The 17,080-nt window shown below is 63.1% G+C and carries 16 protein-coding genes and 1 tRNA gene; 10 read left to right on the plus strand and 7 right to left on the minus strand.

The window, feature by feature from the left end; translation table 11 throughout:
• Positions 1-10: 10 nt before the first annotated feature.
• Positions 11-316 carry a response regulator gene (locus BLR25_RS05570; protein ID WP_281245568.1) on the plus strand — a complete coding sequence of 102 codons (306 nt, stop codon included), beginning with the start codon at positions 11-13 and terminating at the stop codon, positions 314-316.
• 197 nt (positions 317-513) lie between these two features.
• On the opposite strand, the gene BLR25_RS05575 is transcribed toward BLR25_RS05570, so the two are convergent.
• The 3 genes from BLR25_RS05575 to nhaA form a co-directional block, all read right to left on the minus strand.
• Positions 514-1,680 (minus strand): YagK/YfjJ domain-containing protein, encoded by a 1,167-nt coding sequence (locus tag BLR25_RS05575; protein WP_091934994.1) that lies wholly within the window; start codon positions 1,678-1,680, stop codon positions 514-516.
• A 492-nt stretch (positions 1,681-2,172) separates the two neighbouring features.
• A tRNA-Ser gene (locus tag BLR25_RS05580) sits at positions 2,173-2,263 on the minus strand.
• Between the two features lie 79 nt (positions 2,264-2,342).
• The gene (nhaA, locus tag BLR25_RS05585; RefSeq protein WP_091934997.1) at positions 2,343-3,491 is read right to left on the minus strand and encodes a Na+/H+ antiporter NhaA; all 1,149 of its coding nucleotides are present in this window, start codon (positions 3,489-3,491) and stop codon (positions 2,343-2,345) included.
• 170 nt (positions 3,492-3,661) lie between these two features.
• Between nhaA and BLR25_RS05590 the strand changes: the two genes are divergently transcribed.
• The 3 genes from BLR25_RS05590 to BLR25_RS05600 all read left to right on the plus strand — a co-directional run bounded on the left by BLR25_RS05590 (position 3,662) and on the right by BLR25_RS05600 (position 6,441).
• Positions 3,662-5,200, plus strand: a complete 1,539-nt coding sequence (locus BLR25_RS05590) for a fumarate hydratase (protein ID WP_091935000.1) — start codon at positions 3,662-3,664, stop codon at positions 5,198-5,200.
• 80 nt (positions 5,201-5,280) lie between these two features.
• Positions 5,281-5,988: an alpha/beta hydrolase gene (locus BLR25_RS05595; RefSeq protein ID WP_176785761.1), complete on the plus strand. Its 708-nt coding sequence runs from the start codon at positions 5,281-5,283 to the stop codon at positions 5,986-5,988.
• 90 nt (positions 5,989-6,078) lie between these two features.
• A complete protein-coding gene (locus tag BLR25_RS05600) occupies positions 6,079-6,441 on the plus strand; it encodes a 5-carboxymethyl-2-hydroxymuconate Delta-isomerase (protein WP_091935006.1) in 363 nt (120 codons plus the stop codon).
• Positions 6,442-6,501: 60 nt separating this feature from the next.
• Here the strand turns inward: BLR25_RS05600 and BLR25_RS05605 are convergent, their stop codons facing one another.
• Positions 6,502-7,197, minus strand: coding sequence for a DUF3334 family protein (locus BLR25_RS05605; protein ID WP_091935009.1), 696 nt, complete (start codon positions 7,195-7,197; stop codon positions 6,502-6,504).
• 128 nt (positions 7,198-7,325) lie between these two features.
• Between BLR25_RS05605 and BLR25_RS05610 the strand changes: the two genes are divergently transcribed.
• Positions 7,326-7,946: a LysE family transporter gene (locus tag BLR25_RS05610; RefSeq protein ID WP_091935012.1), complete on the plus strand. Its 621-nt coding sequence runs from the start codon at positions 7,326-7,328 to the stop codon at positions 7,944-7,946.
• 67 nt (positions 7,947-8,013) lie between these two features.
• Complete coding sequence (locus tag BLR25_RS05615) at positions 8,014-8,364, plus strand: RidA family protein (protein WP_091935015.1); 351 nt, start codon at positions 8,014-8,016, stop codon at positions 8,362-8,364.
• Here the strand turns inward: BLR25_RS05615 and BLR25_RS05620 are convergent.
• Entirely contained in the window at positions 8,361-11,480 is a 3,120-nt protein-coding gene (locus tag BLR25_RS05620; protein WP_091935018.1) for a PAS domain S-box protein, read from the minus strand. The genes BLR25_RS05615 and BLR25_RS05620 overlap by 4 nt on opposite strands.
• Before the next feature lie 392 nt (positions 11,481-11,872).
• Here BLR25_RS05620 and murI point away from each other — a divergent pair, with 392 nt between their 5' ends.
• From murI to BLR25_RS05640, 4 genes are read left to right on the plus strand one after another with little or no spacing between them, the layout of a single operon-like run.
• Positions 11,873-12,658, plus strand: a complete 786-nt coding sequence (gene murI / locus BLR25_RS05625; protein ID WP_091935021.1) for a glutamate racemase — start codon at positions 11,873-11,875, stop codon at positions 12,656-12,658.
• Between the two features lie 4 nt (positions 12,659-12,662).
• A complete protein-coding gene (locus tag BLR25_RS05630; RefSeq protein WP_218122641.1) occupies positions 12,663-13,724 on the plus strand; it encodes a type I glyceraldehyde-3-phosphate dehydrogenase in 1,062 nt (353 codons plus the stop codon).
• Entirely contained in the window at positions 13,721-14,989 is a 1,269-nt protein-coding gene (locus tag BLR25_RS05635) for a BaiN/RdsA family NAD(P)/FAD-dependent oxidoreductase (RefSeq protein ID WP_091935511.1), read from the plus strand. Before BLR25_RS05630 ends, BLR25_RS05635 begins: the two co-directional genes overlap by 4 nt.
• Positions 14,947-15,999: an AI-2E family transporter gene (locus tag BLR25_RS05640; RefSeq protein WP_245715480.1), complete on the plus strand. Its 1,053-nt coding sequence runs from the start codon at positions 14,947-14,949 to the stop codon at positions 15,997-15,999. Before BLR25_RS05635 ends, BLR25_RS05640 begins: the two co-directional genes overlap by 43 nt.
• Positions 16,000-16,029: 30 nt before the next feature.
• On the opposite strand, the gene BLR25_RS05645 is transcribed toward BLR25_RS05640, so the two are convergent.
• Positions 16,030-16,476, minus strand: coding sequence for a universal stress protein (locus BLR25_RS05645; RefSeq protein WP_091935030.1), 447 nt, complete (start codon positions 16,474-16,476; stop codon positions 16,030-16,032).
• A 95-nt stretch (positions 16,477-16,571) separates the two neighbouring features.
• Positions 16,572-17,072, minus strand: coding sequence for a methylglyoxal synthase (locus BLR25_RS05650; protein ID WP_091935034.1), 501 nt, complete (start codon positions 17,070-17,072; stop codon positions 16,572-16,574).
• Positions 17,073-17,080: the final 8 nt, after the last annotated feature.

The following is a 17,080-nucleotide window of genomic DNA, read 5'->3' on the forward strand; positions in this document are numbered from 1 at the left end:
GGGTGGAACGATTGACGGTTGGAAAGCCATTCAACAGACCAGCGAGATGGACTACGCTGCCATCCTGATGGACATGCAAATGCCGAAAATGGGCGGCGTTGAAGCAACACAACGAATCCGCGAATTATCGAACTGTCGCTATACCCCAATTCTGGCATTAACTGCTAACGCGTTTTCGGATCACCGCGCGCAGTATTTCGCTGTTGGAATGAACGACTTTCTCACGCCCCCCTTCCAGAGTAAGCTTCGCGTAGCGATGCGACAAAATTGCTTGAGGCGATTTAAGAATCGCTCGACAAGGTTTCTGGCCTTGTAACGAGGCCAATCGACGGAGCGCTGCGAGATTCGATTACGCTGAGGGGGAATAATCAGTGCGCATGACTGGAATCTTCGCGATTTCCAGCGACTAACAGTCTGATTCGAACGCTTTGCACTCATCGATGAGGCTTTCCTCGCTATCGCCTGCGCAATCATGCGCAGGCGAGATATGCGGAGGCTTCAAACATCAATAAATCAGGCACGCAAAGACACCAAGTTCAGATAGCCCTGGTACGGCACATCAACGGATCTCGGTTTCCCCCTTCGCCCGGCTCTTTCACCCGGCATTTCACTTCGACCATATGATCGTGACGCTTTCTTCGTCTTTACCCGAACAACCTGTTCGTCCTTGCAGATGTAGGCGAGCGGAGTCAGGAGGTTGTAGCGCTTGCGATCATCGTAATATTCGACACGACCGATTGCCAGTAGGCCATATCTGTCAAATTTGTTCTTGTTCTCTGGCGAATTGCAGTTGAAGTATGTACCTCTGCCTTTCGTGACCACGTTTTCCCAGTACTCGCCGATCTCCATGCCACGGTGGCAGTCGTTCTGCATCCGATCGTTGGTGAAGAACAGGAAAACATGAAAATGCTCTCCACCATAATCACCGCATTCCATCTTCCAAACGTAGCCCGCGAGATCATCGAAGAGGCTGGGCTTGCTGCGCATGTTGTCGAAGAAATGCTTTAGGTCTGTCCGTGCCTGACCAGGCACCATCTCCTTGGCTTTCTCAGGGTGATATTTCAAATCCAGGCGGATCACGATTAGCCGTGACCGAACACGGTCAAAGAGGGCGTCAACGTACTCAACCAATCCCACGAATTTTCCGAACCGCTTGCCAAAATTGTTCGACAATTTCTTCTTGAACTGACGAGTGCTACCCTTCTCGCGAATACGCTCAAGGAGTTGGTTGAATTTGTCGGCATACACTAGTGCGAGCGAGTCGCTAGGCATCATCAGCGGATCGAACCGATATCCCAAGATGCCGATTTCGCGGCAAGACTCGTAGAACAAGTCAAGCAAAGGGCTATAGAAGACTCCTGGCTGGTATCGGCTGAGATACTCGTTCATCGAACGATAGTATCGTTTAGCGATCAGTGATTGTCGGAACTCCAACTTGCCATACCTGCCCTCGCGAATCTGAATTCCAGGTTCATGATCTGCTAAGACCTCGGCGACGAATCGCTCAATTGCGAGGAAGGTAGTTTCTTGATCGTTCTCGGCAATGCCATACTTTTTTCTCGTCTGTTCGTACTTCTCGAAGAAATACCGTAGGAGTGGATCGACGGCAGAGGAATGATGAGGTGATTTTGCCGCACCGTCGCTGGCAATCAGCGGGATGTCATGTCTACTGTGGGTCATGGAACTCTCCTATTCGTTTATGAAAGGATGGCTCCAATCTCACAATGAGACGTCTGGATGCAGAGTTAGAATTGGTTTAACGGAGTACGAAACTCTGAAGCAGAGTCTTCGGGTGATTCTTCGCTAACACTACAGGGGATAAATATTCTATTTGTTTATATATATTATAATATACATAACATAATTGAATGTGCGAGTACTTTGCAGAAAAAGCCCTATCCCGTCGCTATAGATCAACGAAAAAGTGCTTACCGGACGTATACGAAGTTATGGTGCCATCCATAGGATAGAAAAAAAGCACCATCACGACGAAACTGAGTCCTGCCTCAACAACAAGTCGCGTTGGTCCAAGAAATAAATGCAGGAGGCAGAATAGTTCATCTGCTCTTTAGCCAAACGTCGAAGAAAATAGCGAATGGCACACCAGATGGCACACCAACCCAACAAAAAATAGAAAAAGCCCTTGATTTACAAGGGCTTTTTCTTGACATCTGGCGGAGAGAGCGGGATTCGAACCCGCGGTAGGGTATTACCCTACACACGCTTTCCAGGCGTGCGACTTAAACCACTCATCCATCTCTCCGGGAGGCGGCATTCTAGCAGAACGGCTGCCGATCACCAAACGCTCGGCAGTGTAACGCGATCGACCCACTGCCATCGCCCTAGCGCCGCAGGAGCAGCAGGAATCCGAATGCGCCGGCCAGCGACGACGACGCCAGGATGGCGATCTTGGCGGCATTGACGATCTCCGGCTGGTTGGCGAAGGCCAGATTGGTAATGAAGATCGACATCGTGAAGCCGATGCCGCCAAGCACGCCAGCAGCGGCGAGATGCCGCCAGCCAACCGCTTCCGGCAGTCTGCAGACGCCGGCCGCGAGCGCCGCCGCAGCCGCGAGCAGGACCCCGACCGGCTTGCCGAGCAACAAACCGGCGGCGATGCCGAGTGAATTGGCCGACAGCAGCCCGGACGCCCAGTCCGGGGTCAGGACGACGCCCGTGTTGGCCAGCGCGAACAGCGGCAGGATGACAAAAGCCACCGGCCGGTGCAGCGTATGTTCAAGCCGGTGCGAGGGCGACGGCAACTCCGCCCGGAGATGCCGGAAGGGAATCGCAAAAGCAAGCAGGACGCCGGCCAGCGTCGCATGCACACCGGAATGCAGCAGGCAGAACCACATCAACAGGCCGCCGCCGAGATAGACCGGCATAGCCATCACCCGCCGCCGGTTGAGCACGATCAGCGCTGCCCAGAGCACCAGCGCGGCGATGAGATAGGCCAGCGACAGATCGGCCGTGTAAAAAACCGCAATGACCAGGATGGCGCCAAGATCGTCGATGACGGCAAAGGCGACGACGAAGACCTTGAGCGCCGCCGGCACCCGGCTGCCGAGCAGCGACAGGATGCCGAGCGCAAAAGCGATGTCGGTCGCCATCGGGATGCCAAAACCGCCTTGCGTCGGCGTGCCGGCATTGAGCGCGTAATGCGCCAGCGCTGGCGCCAGCATGCCGCCCAAGGCCGCGACCAGCGGCAGCAAGGCTTTCCCGAGTTCGGAAAGTTCGCCGACGTAGAGTTCGCGCTCAAGTTCGAGGCCGACCAGCAGGAAAAAGACCGCCATCAGCCCGTCATTGATCCAGTGTTCGACACTGAGACCCAGGATCTTGCCCTGCCAGAAACCGAGATAGGCCGGGCCGGCCGGCGAATTGGCCAGCACGATCGAGACCAGCGTTGCGGCGATCAGCAGATAGCCGCCGGCCCGCTCCGACGCGATAAATCGCTGAAAAGTCTCGGTCAACACCCCGGAAATACGCGTCATTCGCCAGCTCCGCCGCTGCCCCCAGCATCCTATTATCGCCCGAAAGCCCGGCGCAGAGGGCCGGGCTTGATGTAGAATCTTGGCCGTTCTGCGGGGCAGGACAGACTGCACGGCAACACGATTTCGTTGTTTCCATCAATCTTTTCCATTAACCAAAGCGAGTACCTGAAATGACCCAGATCAAGCAGGAAGACCTCATCCAGAGCATCGCTGATGCGTTCCAGTTCATCAGCTACTACCACCCGCTCGATTTCATCAAGGCGCTGGGCGATGCCTACGACCGCGAACAGAATCCGGCGGCCAAGGATGCCATCGCCCAGATCCTGACCAATTCGCGCATGTCCGCCGAAGGCCACCGCCCGATCTGCCAGGACACCGGCATCGGCATGGTCTTCCTCAAGGTCGGCATGAACGTGCAGTGGGCCGACGCGACGATGAGCCTGCAGGAAATGGTCAACGAAGGCGTCAAGCGCGCCTACAACGACCCGACCAACCCGCTACGCGCCTCGGTGCTCGCCGACCCGGCCGGTTCCCGCAAGAACACCAAGGACAACACACCGGCGATCGTGCACTATGAAATCGTCCCCGGCGATCATGTCGACGTCATCTGCGCGGCCAAGGGCGGCGGTTCGGAAGCGAAGGCCAAGTACGCCATGCTCAACCCGTCCGACGACATCGTCGACTGGGTGCTGAAGACCGTGCCGCAGATGGGCGCCGGCTGGTGCCCGCCCGGCATCATCGGCATCGGCATCGGCGGCACGCCGGAAAAGGCCATGCTGATGGCCAAGGAAGCGCTGATGGAGCCGTGCAATATCCAGGAACTCAAGGCCAAGGGCGCCACGACCAAAGCCGAGCAACTGCGTCTTGAACTCTACGAGAAGATCAATGCCCTCGGCATCGGCGCGCAAGGCCTCGGCGGTCTGACGACGGTCCTCGACGTCAAGGTCGTCGACTACCCGACGCACGCCGCCAACCTGCCGATCGCGATGATTCCGAACTGCGCCGCCACCCGCCACATCCACTTCCACCTCGACGGCAACGGCCCGGCCAAGCTCGAACCGCCGAAGCTCGAGGACTGGCCCGCCGTCACCTGGACGCCGGACCTCAAGGAAGCCACGCGCGTCGACCTCAACACGCTGACCAAGGAACAGGTCGCCGCCTGGAAGCCGGGCCAGAAGCTGCTGCTCAACGGCAAGATGCTGACCGGTCGCGACGCCGCCCACAAGCGCGTGCAGGACATGCTGGCCAAGGGCGAGAAGCTGCCCGTCGACTTCACCAACCGCGTCATCTACTACGTCGGCCCGGTCGATCCGGTCGGCGACGAAGTGGTCGGCCCGGCCGGCCCGACGACGGCGACACGCATGGACAAGTTCACCCGCATGATGCTGGAAAAGACCGGCCTCATCGCCATGGTCGGCAAGTCCGAGCGCGGGTCGATCGCCATCGAGGCGATCAAGGACAACAAGTCGGCCTACCTGATGGCCGTCGGCGGCGCCGCCTATCTCGTCGCCAAGGCGATCAAGGGCGCCAAGGTCGTCGGCTTCGCAGATCTCGGCATGGAAGCGATCTACGAGTTCGACCTGCAGGACATGCCGGTCACCGTCGCCGTCGATTCAAACGGCTCGGCGATCCACACCACCGGCCCGGCCGAATGGTGCAAGAAGATCGGCATCCTTCCCGTCGAGACCCTGTTCGGCAACAAGCACTAAGACGTCGTTCCGAAAGCCGGCCTGCGGGCCGGCTTTTTTACGCCTGCTTTTACGTCCGCTCTTTACGTTTGTTCCCACGGATGGAAATACTCACTTACCGCGACAAGCGCCTGGCGCTTGACTTCATCCCGCCGACACAGCCGGGCCGAGGCATCGCGCTGTCGTTGCACGGCGGAGGCCTGTCGACGCGCGCATCGACCGATTACCTTGCCAATTGCTTCACCGACCGCGGCATCGGCTGGGCCTCGTTCGACTGCTCGGGCTGGGGCGACAGTGCCGGCGAGCGGAGCGAGTGCTCGCTCGCCGACCGGCGCGACGATGCGCTGATCGTCCTCCGTCACCTCGGCCTGCCGATCGATTTCCTCATTGGCACCAGCATGGGCGGCTACGGCGCGCTCAAGCTGCTCGAACAAACGAGCGCCCGCAACCTCATCCTGTTCTGCCCTGCCGCCTATGCCAGCGAAGCCTGGTCGCTGCGCTTCGGCCACGGTTTCAGCGAGGCCATCCGCCGGCCGCAGTCCTATCTCGACAGCGACGCCGGCGACCTCTGCGCCACCTATACCGGCAAGGTGCTCTACGTCGCCGCCGACCACGACGCGGTCATCCCGAAGGCGGTCGACGACCTCTACCGGACTTCATTCCGGCAGGCACGCCGTGTCGACAGCCTGCTGCTCCGCGACTGTCCGCACCCGATTCACCGCTGGGCCATCGCGAAACCCGAACGCGTCGAGCATATTCGCTCGGCGTTAAGCGCGTTCATTGACGCCGACCTCGCCAACGCGGACTGATCGCGCACGCCACCGACGCCCCACCGATTTCGCGCGCTGATTCCGCTATCCCGGCGATAATGGCGCTTTACCCGAATGGTTTAGTCCGCCATGCCCAATCTGACCCTCGAATACACCGCCAACCTGCCGGCCGTCGACCTCGCCGCCGTGCTCGCCGAATGCAACCGCGCCGCCGCCGACTCCGGCCAGTTCACCGAGATCGACATCAAGAGCCGCGCCGTCCGCGTCGATGATTTCGTCATCGGCACCGAAGCGGGCGATCGCGGCTTCGTCTACGTCACCTTCGCGCTGCTCGACGGACGTTCGCCCGAGATCAAGCGCGACCTGTCGCAACGCCTGCAGAGCGTCCTGCAGAAGCACTTCATCGCGCCGCCAGGGCTGACACTGCAGATCGCCGTCGAAATGCGCGACATGGAGCGCGCCTCGTTCATCAAGGTCACCCACACCGGCTAAGGGCAATCAGGATCGCCGAACTGATCCGGCTGGCGCGCAGCGCCTGATTCCCGCGGTTGCTTACATGCCGAGCGAACGCAGCAGTTCGTCCTGATCGGCGTCGGCGGCGTCCTTGGCCGGTGCCGCCGCAACCGCCGGCGTGCCGTTGCCGGCCTGGGCGATCAATTCATCGGGATCGGGAATCTCGTGCGGATCGAAATCGTGCAGTTTGATGAATTCGGTCCGGTCGATCGCCAGTTCGAGGTAGAAGATGTTGTTGCCGCCGGTATAGAAAGTGACCCGGCGCGATTCCGCCTGGTCGAGGTTGGCATCCACGCTGAGCATGACCTGCTTGTTGATCGCCAGCATCTTCGGTTGGTTCTGCGTGATATGCGTCTGCAATTCACGGCCGATCTTGCCGGTGAAGTCGCCGACGATCTGGTTCATCAGCTCGCCCATGACGTTGCCGACCTCGTCGGAAGTGAAGGACGCTGCCAGATCCTCTTTCGCCATACCCATGCTGAGCATGTATTTCGAGTACAACTCCATCGCCGCCTGGGACGAGAAATTGAGGATGACGAGCCCGGAAAAACCGCCGTCGAAGAGCACGAAGCAACCAATATCCGGTTTCAGGCAGGTCTTGCTGATGCGCTGGACCATCGCCGAATAGCGGATCTCGCTGCGCGAGGCCATCGACAATACCTTCGTCACAGAATTGCACAGGCTGACGAGCACGTCCTCGGTGCCGAATACGACGCTGTCTTCTTCTCGAATCATGATGATCTCCCCCTGAGGTGATTTGGATGAATTATTTACGACCTATTCGCATCATCATAGGCGCAAACATCGCATAATGGAACGTTACGCAGCCTCTCGCGTCCTGCCATGCACTTCCCGGCATCCCCATGATCGAAGCCTTCGCCGTCATCACCGTCACCATCCTCGCCGTGATCAGTCCCGGCGCCGATTTCGCCATGGTCACGCGCAACAGCATGCTGCGCTCCCGGCGGGCCGGGGTGCTCACCGCCTGCGGCATCGCCCTCGGCGTCCTCGTGCACGTAACCTATGCCATCGCCGGCGTCAGCCTGCTCATGACCCATGCGGGCGTATTGTTGCCGCTGATCAAGGCCGCCGGTGCCGTCTATCTCGTCTATCTGGGTATCGGCATGCTGCGCGCCCGGCCTGCCGACTCGGGCAGCCCGACACCGGTCAGTGCAGCCCTTTCCGATGCCGCAGCCCTGCGCATCGGCTTCCTGACCAATGCGCTCAACCCGAAGACGACGCTGTTCGTCGTCTCGCTCTTCACCCAGGTCATCGCGCCGCAGACGCCGCTCTCCGTGCGACTCGCCTATGGCGCCTTCATGTCGCTCGCCCACCTCGTCTGGTTCATGCTCGTCGCTTACGCCTTCTCGTCGACGACCGCGCAGGGCATTGCCAACCGCTGCCGCCACCTGATCGAGCGCGCCATCGGCCTCGTGCTCGTCGCCCTCGGCCTCGCACTCGCCGTCGCCTCGACCAGCCTCTAGTCCGGCGCGCCGGCTGGCGTGGCGCGCTACAATGATGCGCTCATCGACCGAATTCACCGCCCGAACCATGAGCATCGAACGCATTGGCGTCACCCGCCGCTATTCTGACGCCGTCATTCACGGCGACACCGTCCATCTCGTCGAAGTCCCGACGACGCTTACCGGCGACATCACCGCGCAGACGCGCGAAGTGCTCGCCAGCGTTGAAGCGACCCTGCGCCGCGCCGGCAGCGACCCGACGCGACTGCTGCAGGTCACGCTCTACCTGTCCGACATGAGTGATTACGATGCCATGAATGCCGTCTGGGACGCCTGGGTGCCGGAAGGCTGTGCGCCGGTGCGCGCCTGCATCGGCGCCCGCCTCGCCAACCCGGCCTACCGCCTCGAAGCCGTCGTCATTGCCGCGCGCGCCGGCTAGCCGACAGCTTCGACCTGGGCGATGACGTAGCGGTTCTTGCCGCCGGTCTTGGCCTGATACATCGCGTTGTCGGCCTCGCGCAGCAGCTGGTCGGCATCGACCGGCCGATGCTGCGGATAGAAAGTCACACCGAGGCTGACCGACACCTGCAGTTCGAATCCGCCGACATGCGTCGGCTGAGCCACGGCCCGGATCAGGCGTTCGATCGTCGGCAGCGCCGCCTTTTCGTCGGGCAAGTCCATCAGCACGGCAACGAACTCGTCACCGCCGATCCGCGCCAGCGTATCCGACTCCCGCAGCGTCTGCTTCATCTGCCCTGACAGGGCGACCAGCAGTTGATCGCCAATGGCATGGCCATAACGGTCGTTGACCTGCTTGAAACCGTCGAGATCGAGGTAACACACGGCGATGCGCTGCGCCCGGCGCTGCGCCTGCACCATCGCCTGATGCAGGCGGTCGGACAGCAAGGTCCGGTTGGGCAGGCCGCAGAGCGGGTCGTAGTGCGCCATGCGCTCGAGCTTCTGCTGTTGTTCCTTGATCTCGGTGATATCGGAAAACAGCGCGACATATTGCTGCGTCTTCCCGTCACGATCGCGCACCACGCTGATCGTCAGCATTTCCGGGAAAATGCTTCCGTCCTTGCGGCGGTTCCACACTTCGCCCGACCAGTGGCCTTTGCGTTCGAGATCGCGCCACATGCCGGCATAGAAGGCGCGCGAATGGCGACCGGACCCGAGCAGGCGCGGGTTGCGGCCGAGCACCTCCTCGCGCGTGTAGCCGGTGAGATCGCCGAAGGCCTGATTGACATCGAGGATATTGCCATCGGCATCGGTAATCATGATGCCTTCGCGCGCCACTGCAAACACGGTGGCGGCCAGACGCTGCGCCTCTTCCGCCTGCTGGCGGGCGGAAATATCGACCAGCGAGATGATGTGTGCCCCGTGCGAGACGCCACGAACCGGTTCAGCCGACACCAAGGCCAGACGCCGCTCGCCGTTCTTGCAGCGAATGTCGATCTCGACCGGGTCGACCGGATGCGCGCCGCGGCGGACCGCATCGACATGCGCCTGCCATTTTTCGTCGACCTCCGCCCGGTAGGCGTCGTCGGGACAGGCCTTACACCACCAGTCGGCAACGCTGCCCAAATCCTCGCGCGCGTAGCCGAAGGTCTTGACGAAGGCATCATTGACGTAGGCGACGTCGGCATTCTCCCCGCACAGAAGATAGGACACCGGCGACGACTGGATCACCGCCCGGAAGCGCGCCTCACTCTCACGCAAGGCCAGGTCGGCCTGTTTGCGCGCCGAGATGTCGCGACACAGGCAAAAGGAGAACGACTGATCGGACCACGTCACCCGCGAAATGCTGATCTCGACGTCATATTCCGAACCATCCTTGCGCCGGTGCCGGGATTCGATCGTCTGGTTGTCCATGTCGGACGCCAGCAAGGTCTCCAGATCGTGGCGCGAGAAGCGCGCATCCCAGTCAAAAACGCTGAGCCAGCCGATTTCGGTCTCCGAATAGCCAAGCATCTTGGCAAAGGCCGGATTCCATTCGACCAGACGCCCGTCGGCAGCGACCACCGCCACGCCTTCACTGGCCTTGTCGAGGAAGAGCCGCCGACGCTGCTCTTCCTGTTCCAGCACTTCGAGGAAGATCCGTCGTTCGGTGACATCGCTGACCACGCCGAAAACAATTCCCTTATCATAATCCCGGAAGGCCAGGGCCCGGACGTCCTTGACTTCGCCGATATCGGCGGCGACGATCTTGAAGCGGACGTCATAAGGCAGCCCCTGCTGCACGAGTGCGGCGAAGGCCGCGTCGAGCATCTCCCGATATTCCGGCAAGCTCTGTCGCTGCAGGGTCGCCAACGGCGTCTGCGCCTCGGTCACGCCGTAGATATTGCGCGCGCCGATCGAGGCGGTGACGACCATGCTGCCGAGATCGACCTCCCAGTTGCCGGTCTTCGAGATCAGTTCGGCGCGCGACAAACGATCTTCGCTGCGCCGCAGGGCTTCGGTCGAACGCATCCGCTGTTCGGCGAGCGCATTGAAGCTCTCGGCCAGTTCGCAGACCTCGCGCGGCCCGGCGATGGGAAGGGCGGTACCTCCGGCCGGATCGCCCGCCATGCGCCGCACCGCGGCGGTGACTTCGTCGAGAGGCCGCAGCAGGCGACCGAGGAACAACCAGACGCCGACCAGCGACAACAGCGTCAGCCCGCCGGCAACGGCATAGACCATGCGCCGCATGTGACGGATCGGCTGGAAGGCTTCGGCCACCGGCAAAACGACCTGGACCGACCACCCCTGGTCCGGAACCATCCGGGTCGACACCAGCACCTCGCGTCCGTCGGGATGGCGCGCCAGGCGTGCGCGCTCGATGCCGGCGATGGCGTCGTCGAAAAGGCTTTCGGACGCCGGGTAAGGCTTCATCACCTCGTCAGGCCAGGTCGATGAAACGACCACGCCGAAACGCGCGTCGCTGACGAGCACGCTCCCGGCATAACCGGCGGTGCCGCGCTGGATCGGACCGAAGAGGCCCGTGCCGGAAAGCGCCGCCAGACCGACGAGGACGCGAGCGCGCTCGCCGTTCGGCCCGACGACCGGGGCGCCAAAAGGCAGCACCGGAGGGCCGCCATCGGCACCGGGCATCGCTTTGCCGACGGCTGCCTTTCCGTGTTCGCGCACGTTGCGGACGAGGTCGACGATTTCCGGCGGCAGCCTGCCGCCCGTCGCCGGAGCGCGAGGATTGCCGAGCCGCCGTGCATCGCCACGATCATCGACGAGGAAGATCCCCGCACTGAAAAGATGCGAAATCCCGGCATGATGCCCCGCCACGGCATGCAATTGCGCCATCGCATCGGCATGTCGGCCGAGCAAGGCGGCCGTTTCGCCGATAAGGTCGAGATGCTGCCCCAGCTTGCCATCGACCTCGGCGGCGATCGATGCGGCTGCCGCGTTGTTCTGCGCCTCGATCAGGCGGGCGATATCGCGCTCAAGATTGCGGGTAATGGCCAGCGTCATCAGCCAGATGCAGCCAAGCAGCATCAGCAGGACGACGCCGGCGAGGCGCGTCTTGATGCTGTTCGATTGCCGACTCAGTCGCTGTTCCAGCACACTTTATCCTTTGATCATATCAGCCGCCCCGCCGCTGCGGGACGCGTGCCACAAGAGGACCGCAAAGGACGCTGCCATTGAGCCATTGCATCAACTGGCCCCGAACGCACTGACTTCACCTTATCTACCCGATACTTGTTTGGCAACCGCTTTTTCCGCCCCAGTCCACCTGCTGTCGGCGATTTTCGGTATTGGACGCCGGCATCGGCCAAAAGTGCCGGCCCGGCACCAAAAAATGGCGGCAACGGCAAGGAAAAGGCGACCTGAAACGGCCGTTGTGACGGCCAGATTCGCGACCCGGCCCCGATCCCCGTTAAAATGCCGGGTATGAAACTTTCCTGTTCTTCCCGCCTTTCCGCTTCTTTCACCCCCTTCCGCCCGGGAGCACCGCGATGATCGGCGTCTTCGACAGCGGCCTCGGCGGCCTCTCGGTGCTGGCCGCCATCGCCGAACGCCTGCCGGACGCCGATCTCGCCTATCTCGCCGACACTGCCCACGTCCCTTACGGCAACAAGGGCGACGACTACATCAGCGCCCGCGTGCTCGCCACCGGCCGCTTTCTCGTCGACCAGGGCTGCACGCTGCTCGTCCTCGCCTGCAACACCGCCACTGCAGCCGCCGCCATCGCCCTGCGCGAGGCCCTGCCCGGCATTCCCGTCATCGGGATCGAACCGGGCGTCAAGCCGGCCGCAGCCAGTTCGTGCAAGAAGCATATCGCCGTACTGGCGACCGAATCGACGGCGCGCAGCGAGCGCCTCGCCCGCCTGATCCGCGAACATGCCGGCAGCGTGCGCGTCGACGTGCTCGCCTGTCCCGGCTGGGCGACCAAGGTCGAGACCTTGAAACTCGACGATGCCGATTTCATCGCCTCGGTGCAGCGCCATCTCGCGCCGGTCCTCGACGCCGGCGCCGACCGCATCGTGCTCGGCTGCACCCACTACAGTTTTCTCGCGCCGCAACTGGCGCCGATCGTCGCCGGACGGGCCACGCTCGTCGACGTCGCCGATGCCGTCGCGCGTCAATGCGAACGGCTGGCCGGCCCCGCCGCACGCGGTCAAGGGCGACTGGCGCTGTGGGCCACCGCCCATCCCGAACGCTTGCCGGCGGCGCTGTCGGCGCTCGGCCTGCAGCACCTGCACGCCCGCCTCTCCGGTCCGGCCGGACGCGCGGCCGCCTGACCCCATGCCTGCCACCTCGACCATGAACCGACCTTTCCGTCTCGCCATCAACGGCTACGGCCGCATCGGCCGCAGCCTTCTCCGCGCCATCCACGCCTCGCCGCTCGGCGCCCAGGTCGAGATCGTCGCCATCAACGAACCGGCGGCACTCGAAACGATGGCCTACCTGACGCGCTACGACTCGACCCACGGCGTCTTTCCCGGCGATGTCGCCATCGATGACGATCACTTGCGCGTCGACGGCCGGCCGATCCGGATCAGCCACGCGACGACGCCCGAAGACGTGGACTGGCGCGCACTCGACCTCGACCTCGTCGTCGAATGCTCGGGCCGCTACAGCAAGCGACCGGATCTCGAACGCTTCCTCGCCGCCGGTTGCCCGCGCGTGCTCGTCTCGCAGCCCTGCGCCAACGCCGAAGCGATCGACCGAACGATCGTCCAGGGACTCAACCAGCAGACCCTAGACGGCAGCGAACGACTCGTCTCGAACGCTTCCTGCACGACCAACGCCGTCGTCCCGGTGCTCGACCGCCTGCACCGGGCGTTTGGCGTCGACCGCGCCTTCATCACGACGCTGCACTCGGTCATGAACGACCAGCCGCTGATCGACGGCTACAACCACCCGGACCTGCGCCGGACCCGCTCGGCGATGCAGTCGATCATTCCCGTGTCCACCGGCCTCGCCCACGGCGTCGAACGCCTGCTGCCGGAACTGCGCGGACGCGTCGATGCCAAGGCCATCCGCGTACCGATCGTCAACGTCTCGACCATCGACCTCACCGTCACGCTGCGGCATGACGTCGATGCCGCCGGAATCAACGCGCTGATGGCCGCGGCGGCCGCCGAGTTGCCCGACATTTTCGGCTACTGCGACCACCCGAGCGCCTCGATCGATTTCAACCACGACCCCCACTCGGCTGTCATCGACGCCAGCGTCACACGCTGCAACGGCGGACGGCTCGCCAACCTGCTGATCTGGTTCGACAACGAGTGGGCCTTCGCCAACCGCCTGCTCGACGTTGCCACGCACTGGTGCGCGGTGGCGCACACGGCCCGCCGGCCATGACCGCGCGCGTCGCCGTCATCGGCGGCGGCCCGGCCGGGCTGATGGCCGCCGAGGTCCTTGCCGCCGCCGGCCAGCCGGTCGATCTCTATGACGCGATGCCCTCGGTCGGCCGCAAGTTCCTGATGGCCGGCAAGGGCGGCATGAACATCACCCACGCCGAAGCCTTCGCCGATTTCTGCGGCCGCTACGGCGAGGCACAAGCGACGCTGGCCCCCCTGCTCGGTCGTTTCGGTCCCGACGCCGTGCGCGCCTGGATGCAGGGACTCGGCATCGACAGCTTCGTCGGTTCTTCCCGCCGCGTCTTTCCCATCGGCATGAGGGCGGCGCCGCTGTTGCGCGCCTGGTTGCACCGGCTGCGGCAAAGCGGCGTGCGCATCCACGTCCGGCATCGCTGGCTCGGTATCGACCCGCTCGCCGAAGGTGGCTACCGGCTCGGCTTTGCCGGCGCCGACGGCGAACGCCAGCACGACGTCGATGCCGTGGTGTTCGCGCTCGGCGGCGGCAGCTGGGCCAAACTCGGCAGCGACGGTGCCTGGATGGCGCCCTTCGCCCGGCTCGGTATCGCCACCACGCCGCTGCGTCCGGCCAACTGCGGCTTCGACTGCGACTGGAGCGCCGTGCTGCGCGAACGCTTCGCCGGCCAGCCGCTCAAGAACATCGGCGCCTGCGTCGCCGGCCCCGACGGCGTCCCGACCGGCGACTGGCGACGCGGCGAAATCATGGTCACCACCACCGGCATCGAGGGGACGCTCGTCTATGCGCTCTCCGCCACCTTGCGCAAAGCCATCGAAACCCATGGCGAAGCGACGCTGCTGATCGACCTGCTGCCGCAGCACGATCACGACAGTGTCATTGCCGCCGTCGCTCGTCCGCGCGGCTCGCGTTCGCTGGCGAGCCACCTGCAGGGGACGCTCGGCCTGAAGGGCCTCAAGATGGCGCTGCTGCACGAAGGCCTGTCCAAGGCGACGCTGGCCGACCCGGCCGCGCTTGGCGCAGCGATCAAGGCGCTGCCGCTGCGGCTCGCCGCGCCGCGGCCGCTCGACGAGGCGATCAGCAGCGCCGGCGGTGTCCGGTTCGACGCGGTCGATCCGCAGCTCATGCTGAAACAATACCCAGGCCTCTTCTGCGCCGGCGAAATGCTCGACTGGGAAGCGCCGACCGGCGGCTACCTGCTCACCGCCTGCCTATCCACCGGTCATGCGGCTGGGCAAGGCGCGCTGGCATGGCTACAATCGCCCCATCGCCATCCACCGACATCGTCATGACGCCCACTGGAAAGCCCTCCGCCAGCGACATCACCTCGTGGATCGCGGCCGTGCTCGGCATGATCTTCGTCCTCCACTTCCGGCTGTTCGGTGCGCTGGTCGCCGGCCTGCTGATCTGCGAACTCGTCCATGCCCTCTATCCGCTGCTGATCCGGCGGCTGAACAGCCGCGAAGCCAAGGGCATCGCGCTCGGTCTGGTACTGCTGGCGGTGCTTGGTACGGTCAGCCTCGCCATCATCGGCGTCATCGCCTTCATGCGCAGCGAAGGCGGCAGCCTGTCGGTGCTGCTCGCCAAGATGGCCGAAATCGTCGAGCAGTCGCGCGCCCAACTCCCGGCCTGGATCAGCCAGGCCCTGCCGCCCAACGTCGAGGTGCTGCGCGACACCCTGGGCAACTGGCTGCGCAGCAATGCCTCGGAACTTCAGCGCATCGGCAAGGAGACCGGCCATTCGCTCGCGCACCTGCTGATCGGCATGATCATCGGCGCCATCGTCTCGGTGCGCGAAGCCTCGCCGTCCGAGGTGCGCGGCCCGCTTGCCCGCGCCCTCGGCGAACGCTGCTTCAGGCTGGCCGAATCGTTCCGCCGCGTCGTCTTCGCGCAAGTCCGGATTTCGGCGCTCAACACCTTCTTCACCTTCTGTTACCTGGCAATCATGCTGCCGGCTTTCGACATCTCGCTACCGTTGGTCAAGACGATGATCGTCGTCACCTTCGTTGCCGGCCTGCTGCCGGTGATCGGCAACCTGATCTCGAACACCGTCATCTTCGTTGTCAGCCTGGCGCACTCGCCGCTCGTCGCCGTCACTTCGCTCGGTTATCTGATCGTCATCCACAAGCTCGAATACTTCCTCAACGCCCGCATCGTCGGCTCACAGATCCGGGCCAAGGCCTGGGAACTGCTCACCGCGATGCTGGTGATGGAAAGCGCCTTCGGCCTCGCCGGTCTCGCGGCGGCGCCGATCTGCTACGCCTGGCTCAAGGATGAATTGCGGCAACGCCGCCTGGTGTGAACAGCCGCCGCCGCATCGGCGGCGTCCCGCTCAGCGGTACACCAGCACCGGGATCTTCGAATGCGTCAGCACCTTGTGGGTTTCGCTGCCGAGCAGCAAGGCCTTGATGCCGCTGCGTCCGTGCGAGGCCATGAAGATCAGGTCGCAGCCGCTCTGCGTCGCCGCGTCGATGATCCCTTCATAAATCAGCGCGCTGGTCAGCGTCTTCGTATGACAGGTCACACCGGCTTCGCGACACAGATCCTCGACGAAACTCAGCACCTTCCGGGCATAGGCTTCGGAACGCGCGTCATCTTCCTCGATGGCTTTGGCGAGGATCACGGCACCTTCACCGTAATAGCCGGTCGCCGAAAAATCGGGTTTGGCAAAGAACGCCGTGATTTCGGCGCCTGCCTCCTTCGCGAACGACACCGCACGCTTCACCGTCTCCGTCGAGAACTCGGAACCATCGGTCGGTACGAGAATGTGCTTGAACATGTCGGACTCCTTTCTGCCGGGATCGGGCACCCGCCCACCCGTGCACTTCCACTATAGTTCACCCCGACCGGAGTACAACATCCGAAACTCCGTGCTCAGTCCGTAGTCATATTCGCGTCGGCTTCGTAGCGGTTGATGTGCGATTCGAAATCCGGCAGCGCCCGCTCGTATTCGGACGACATCAGCGGCGACGAAATCAGGAAGTCGGCGGTCGCGCGGTTGCAGGCGACCGGCACGTTCCAGACCACGGCGAGGCGCAGCAAGGCCTTGACGTCGGGATCGTGGGGCTGCGGTTCGAGCGGATCCCAGAAGAAGATGATGAAGTCGACCAGGCCCTCGGCAATCAGCGCGCCGATCTGCTGGTCGCCGCCCAGCGGGCCGCTCTTGAACTTCTGCACCTCGACGCCGAGCACACGCTCGAGCAGAGTACCGGTCGTGCCCGTCGCACAGAGATCGTGCGCGGTCAGCGAGCCCTTGTTGAAGCGCGCCCACTCCATCAGGTCCTTTTTCTTGTTGTCGTGCGCCACCAGCGCGATGCGCTTGCGCGGAAGAATCGCCTTCTTGGCCGGTGCTGTCGCGGGGTTCGTCGTTGCCATGCTTGTTT

Origin of the sequence: Propionivibrio dicarboxylicus (assembly GCF_900099695.1) — a bacterium.
Classification (GTDB): domain Bacteria; phylum Pseudomonadota; class Gammaproteobacteria; order Burkholderiales; family Rhodocyclaceae; genus Propionivibrio; species Propionivibrio dicarboxylicus.

What these genes read in the sequence shown, in the direction of transcription:
- BLR25_RS05575 (WP_091934994.1), bottom strand. Translation starts at nt 1,680, where the DNA reads ATGACCCACAGTAGACATGACATCCCGCTGATTGCCAGCGACGGTGCG.
- nhaA (WP_091934997.1), bottom strand. Translation starts at nt 3,491, where the DNA reads ATGACGCGTATTTCCGGGGTGTTGACCGAGACTTTTCAGCGATTTATC.
- BLR25_RS05590 (WP_091935000.1), top strand. Translation starts at nt 3,662, where the DNA reads ATGACCCAGATCAAGCAGGAAGACCTCATCCAGAGCATCGCTGATGCG.
- BLR25_RS05595 (WP_176785761.1), top strand. Translation starts at nt 5,281, where the DNA reads ATGGAAATACTCACTTACCGCGACAAGCGCCTGGCGCTTGACTTCATC.
- BLR25_RS05600 (WP_091935006.1), top strand. Translation starts at nt 6,079, where the DNA reads ATGCCCAATCTGACCCTCGAATACACCGCCAACCTGCCGGCCGTCGAC.
- BLR25_RS05605 (WP_091935009.1), bottom strand. Translation starts at nt 7,197, where the DNA reads ATGATTCGAGAAGAAGACAGCGTCGTATTCGGCACCGAGGACGTGCTC.
- BLR25_RS05610 (WP_091935012.1), top strand. Translation starts at nt 7,326, where the DNA reads ATGATCGAAGCCTTCGCCGTCATCACCGTCACCATCCTCGCCGTGATC.
- BLR25_RS05615 (WP_091935015.1), top strand. Translation starts at nt 8,014, where the DNA reads ATGAGCATCGAACGCATTGGCGTCACCCGCCGCTATTCTGACGCCGTC.
- murI (WP_091935021.1), top strand. Translation starts at nt 11,873, where the DNA reads ATGATCGGCGTCTTCGACAGCGGCCTCGGCGGCCTCTCGGTGCTGGCC.
- BLR25_RS05630 (WP_218122641.1), top strand. Translation starts at nt 12,663, where the DNA reads ATGCCTGCCACCTCGACCATGAACCGACCTTTCCGTCTCGCCATCAAC.
- BLR25_RS05635 (WP_091935511.1), top strand. Translation starts at nt 13,721, where the DNA reads ATGACCGCGCGCGTCGCCGTCATCGGCGGCGGCCCGGCCGGGCTGATG.
- BLR25_RS05640 (WP_245715480.1), top strand. Translation starts at nt 14,947, where the DNA reads ATGGCTACAATCGCCCCATCGCCATCCACCGACATCGTCATGACGCCC.
- BLR25_RS05645 (WP_091935030.1), bottom strand. Translation starts at nt 16,476, where the DNA reads ATGTTCAAGCACATTCTCGTACCGACCGATGGTTCCGAGTTCTCGACG.
- BLR25_RS05650 (WP_091935034.1), bottom strand. Translation starts at nt 17,072, where the DNA reads ATGGCAACGACGAACCCCGCGACAGCACCGGCCAAGAAGGCGATTCTT.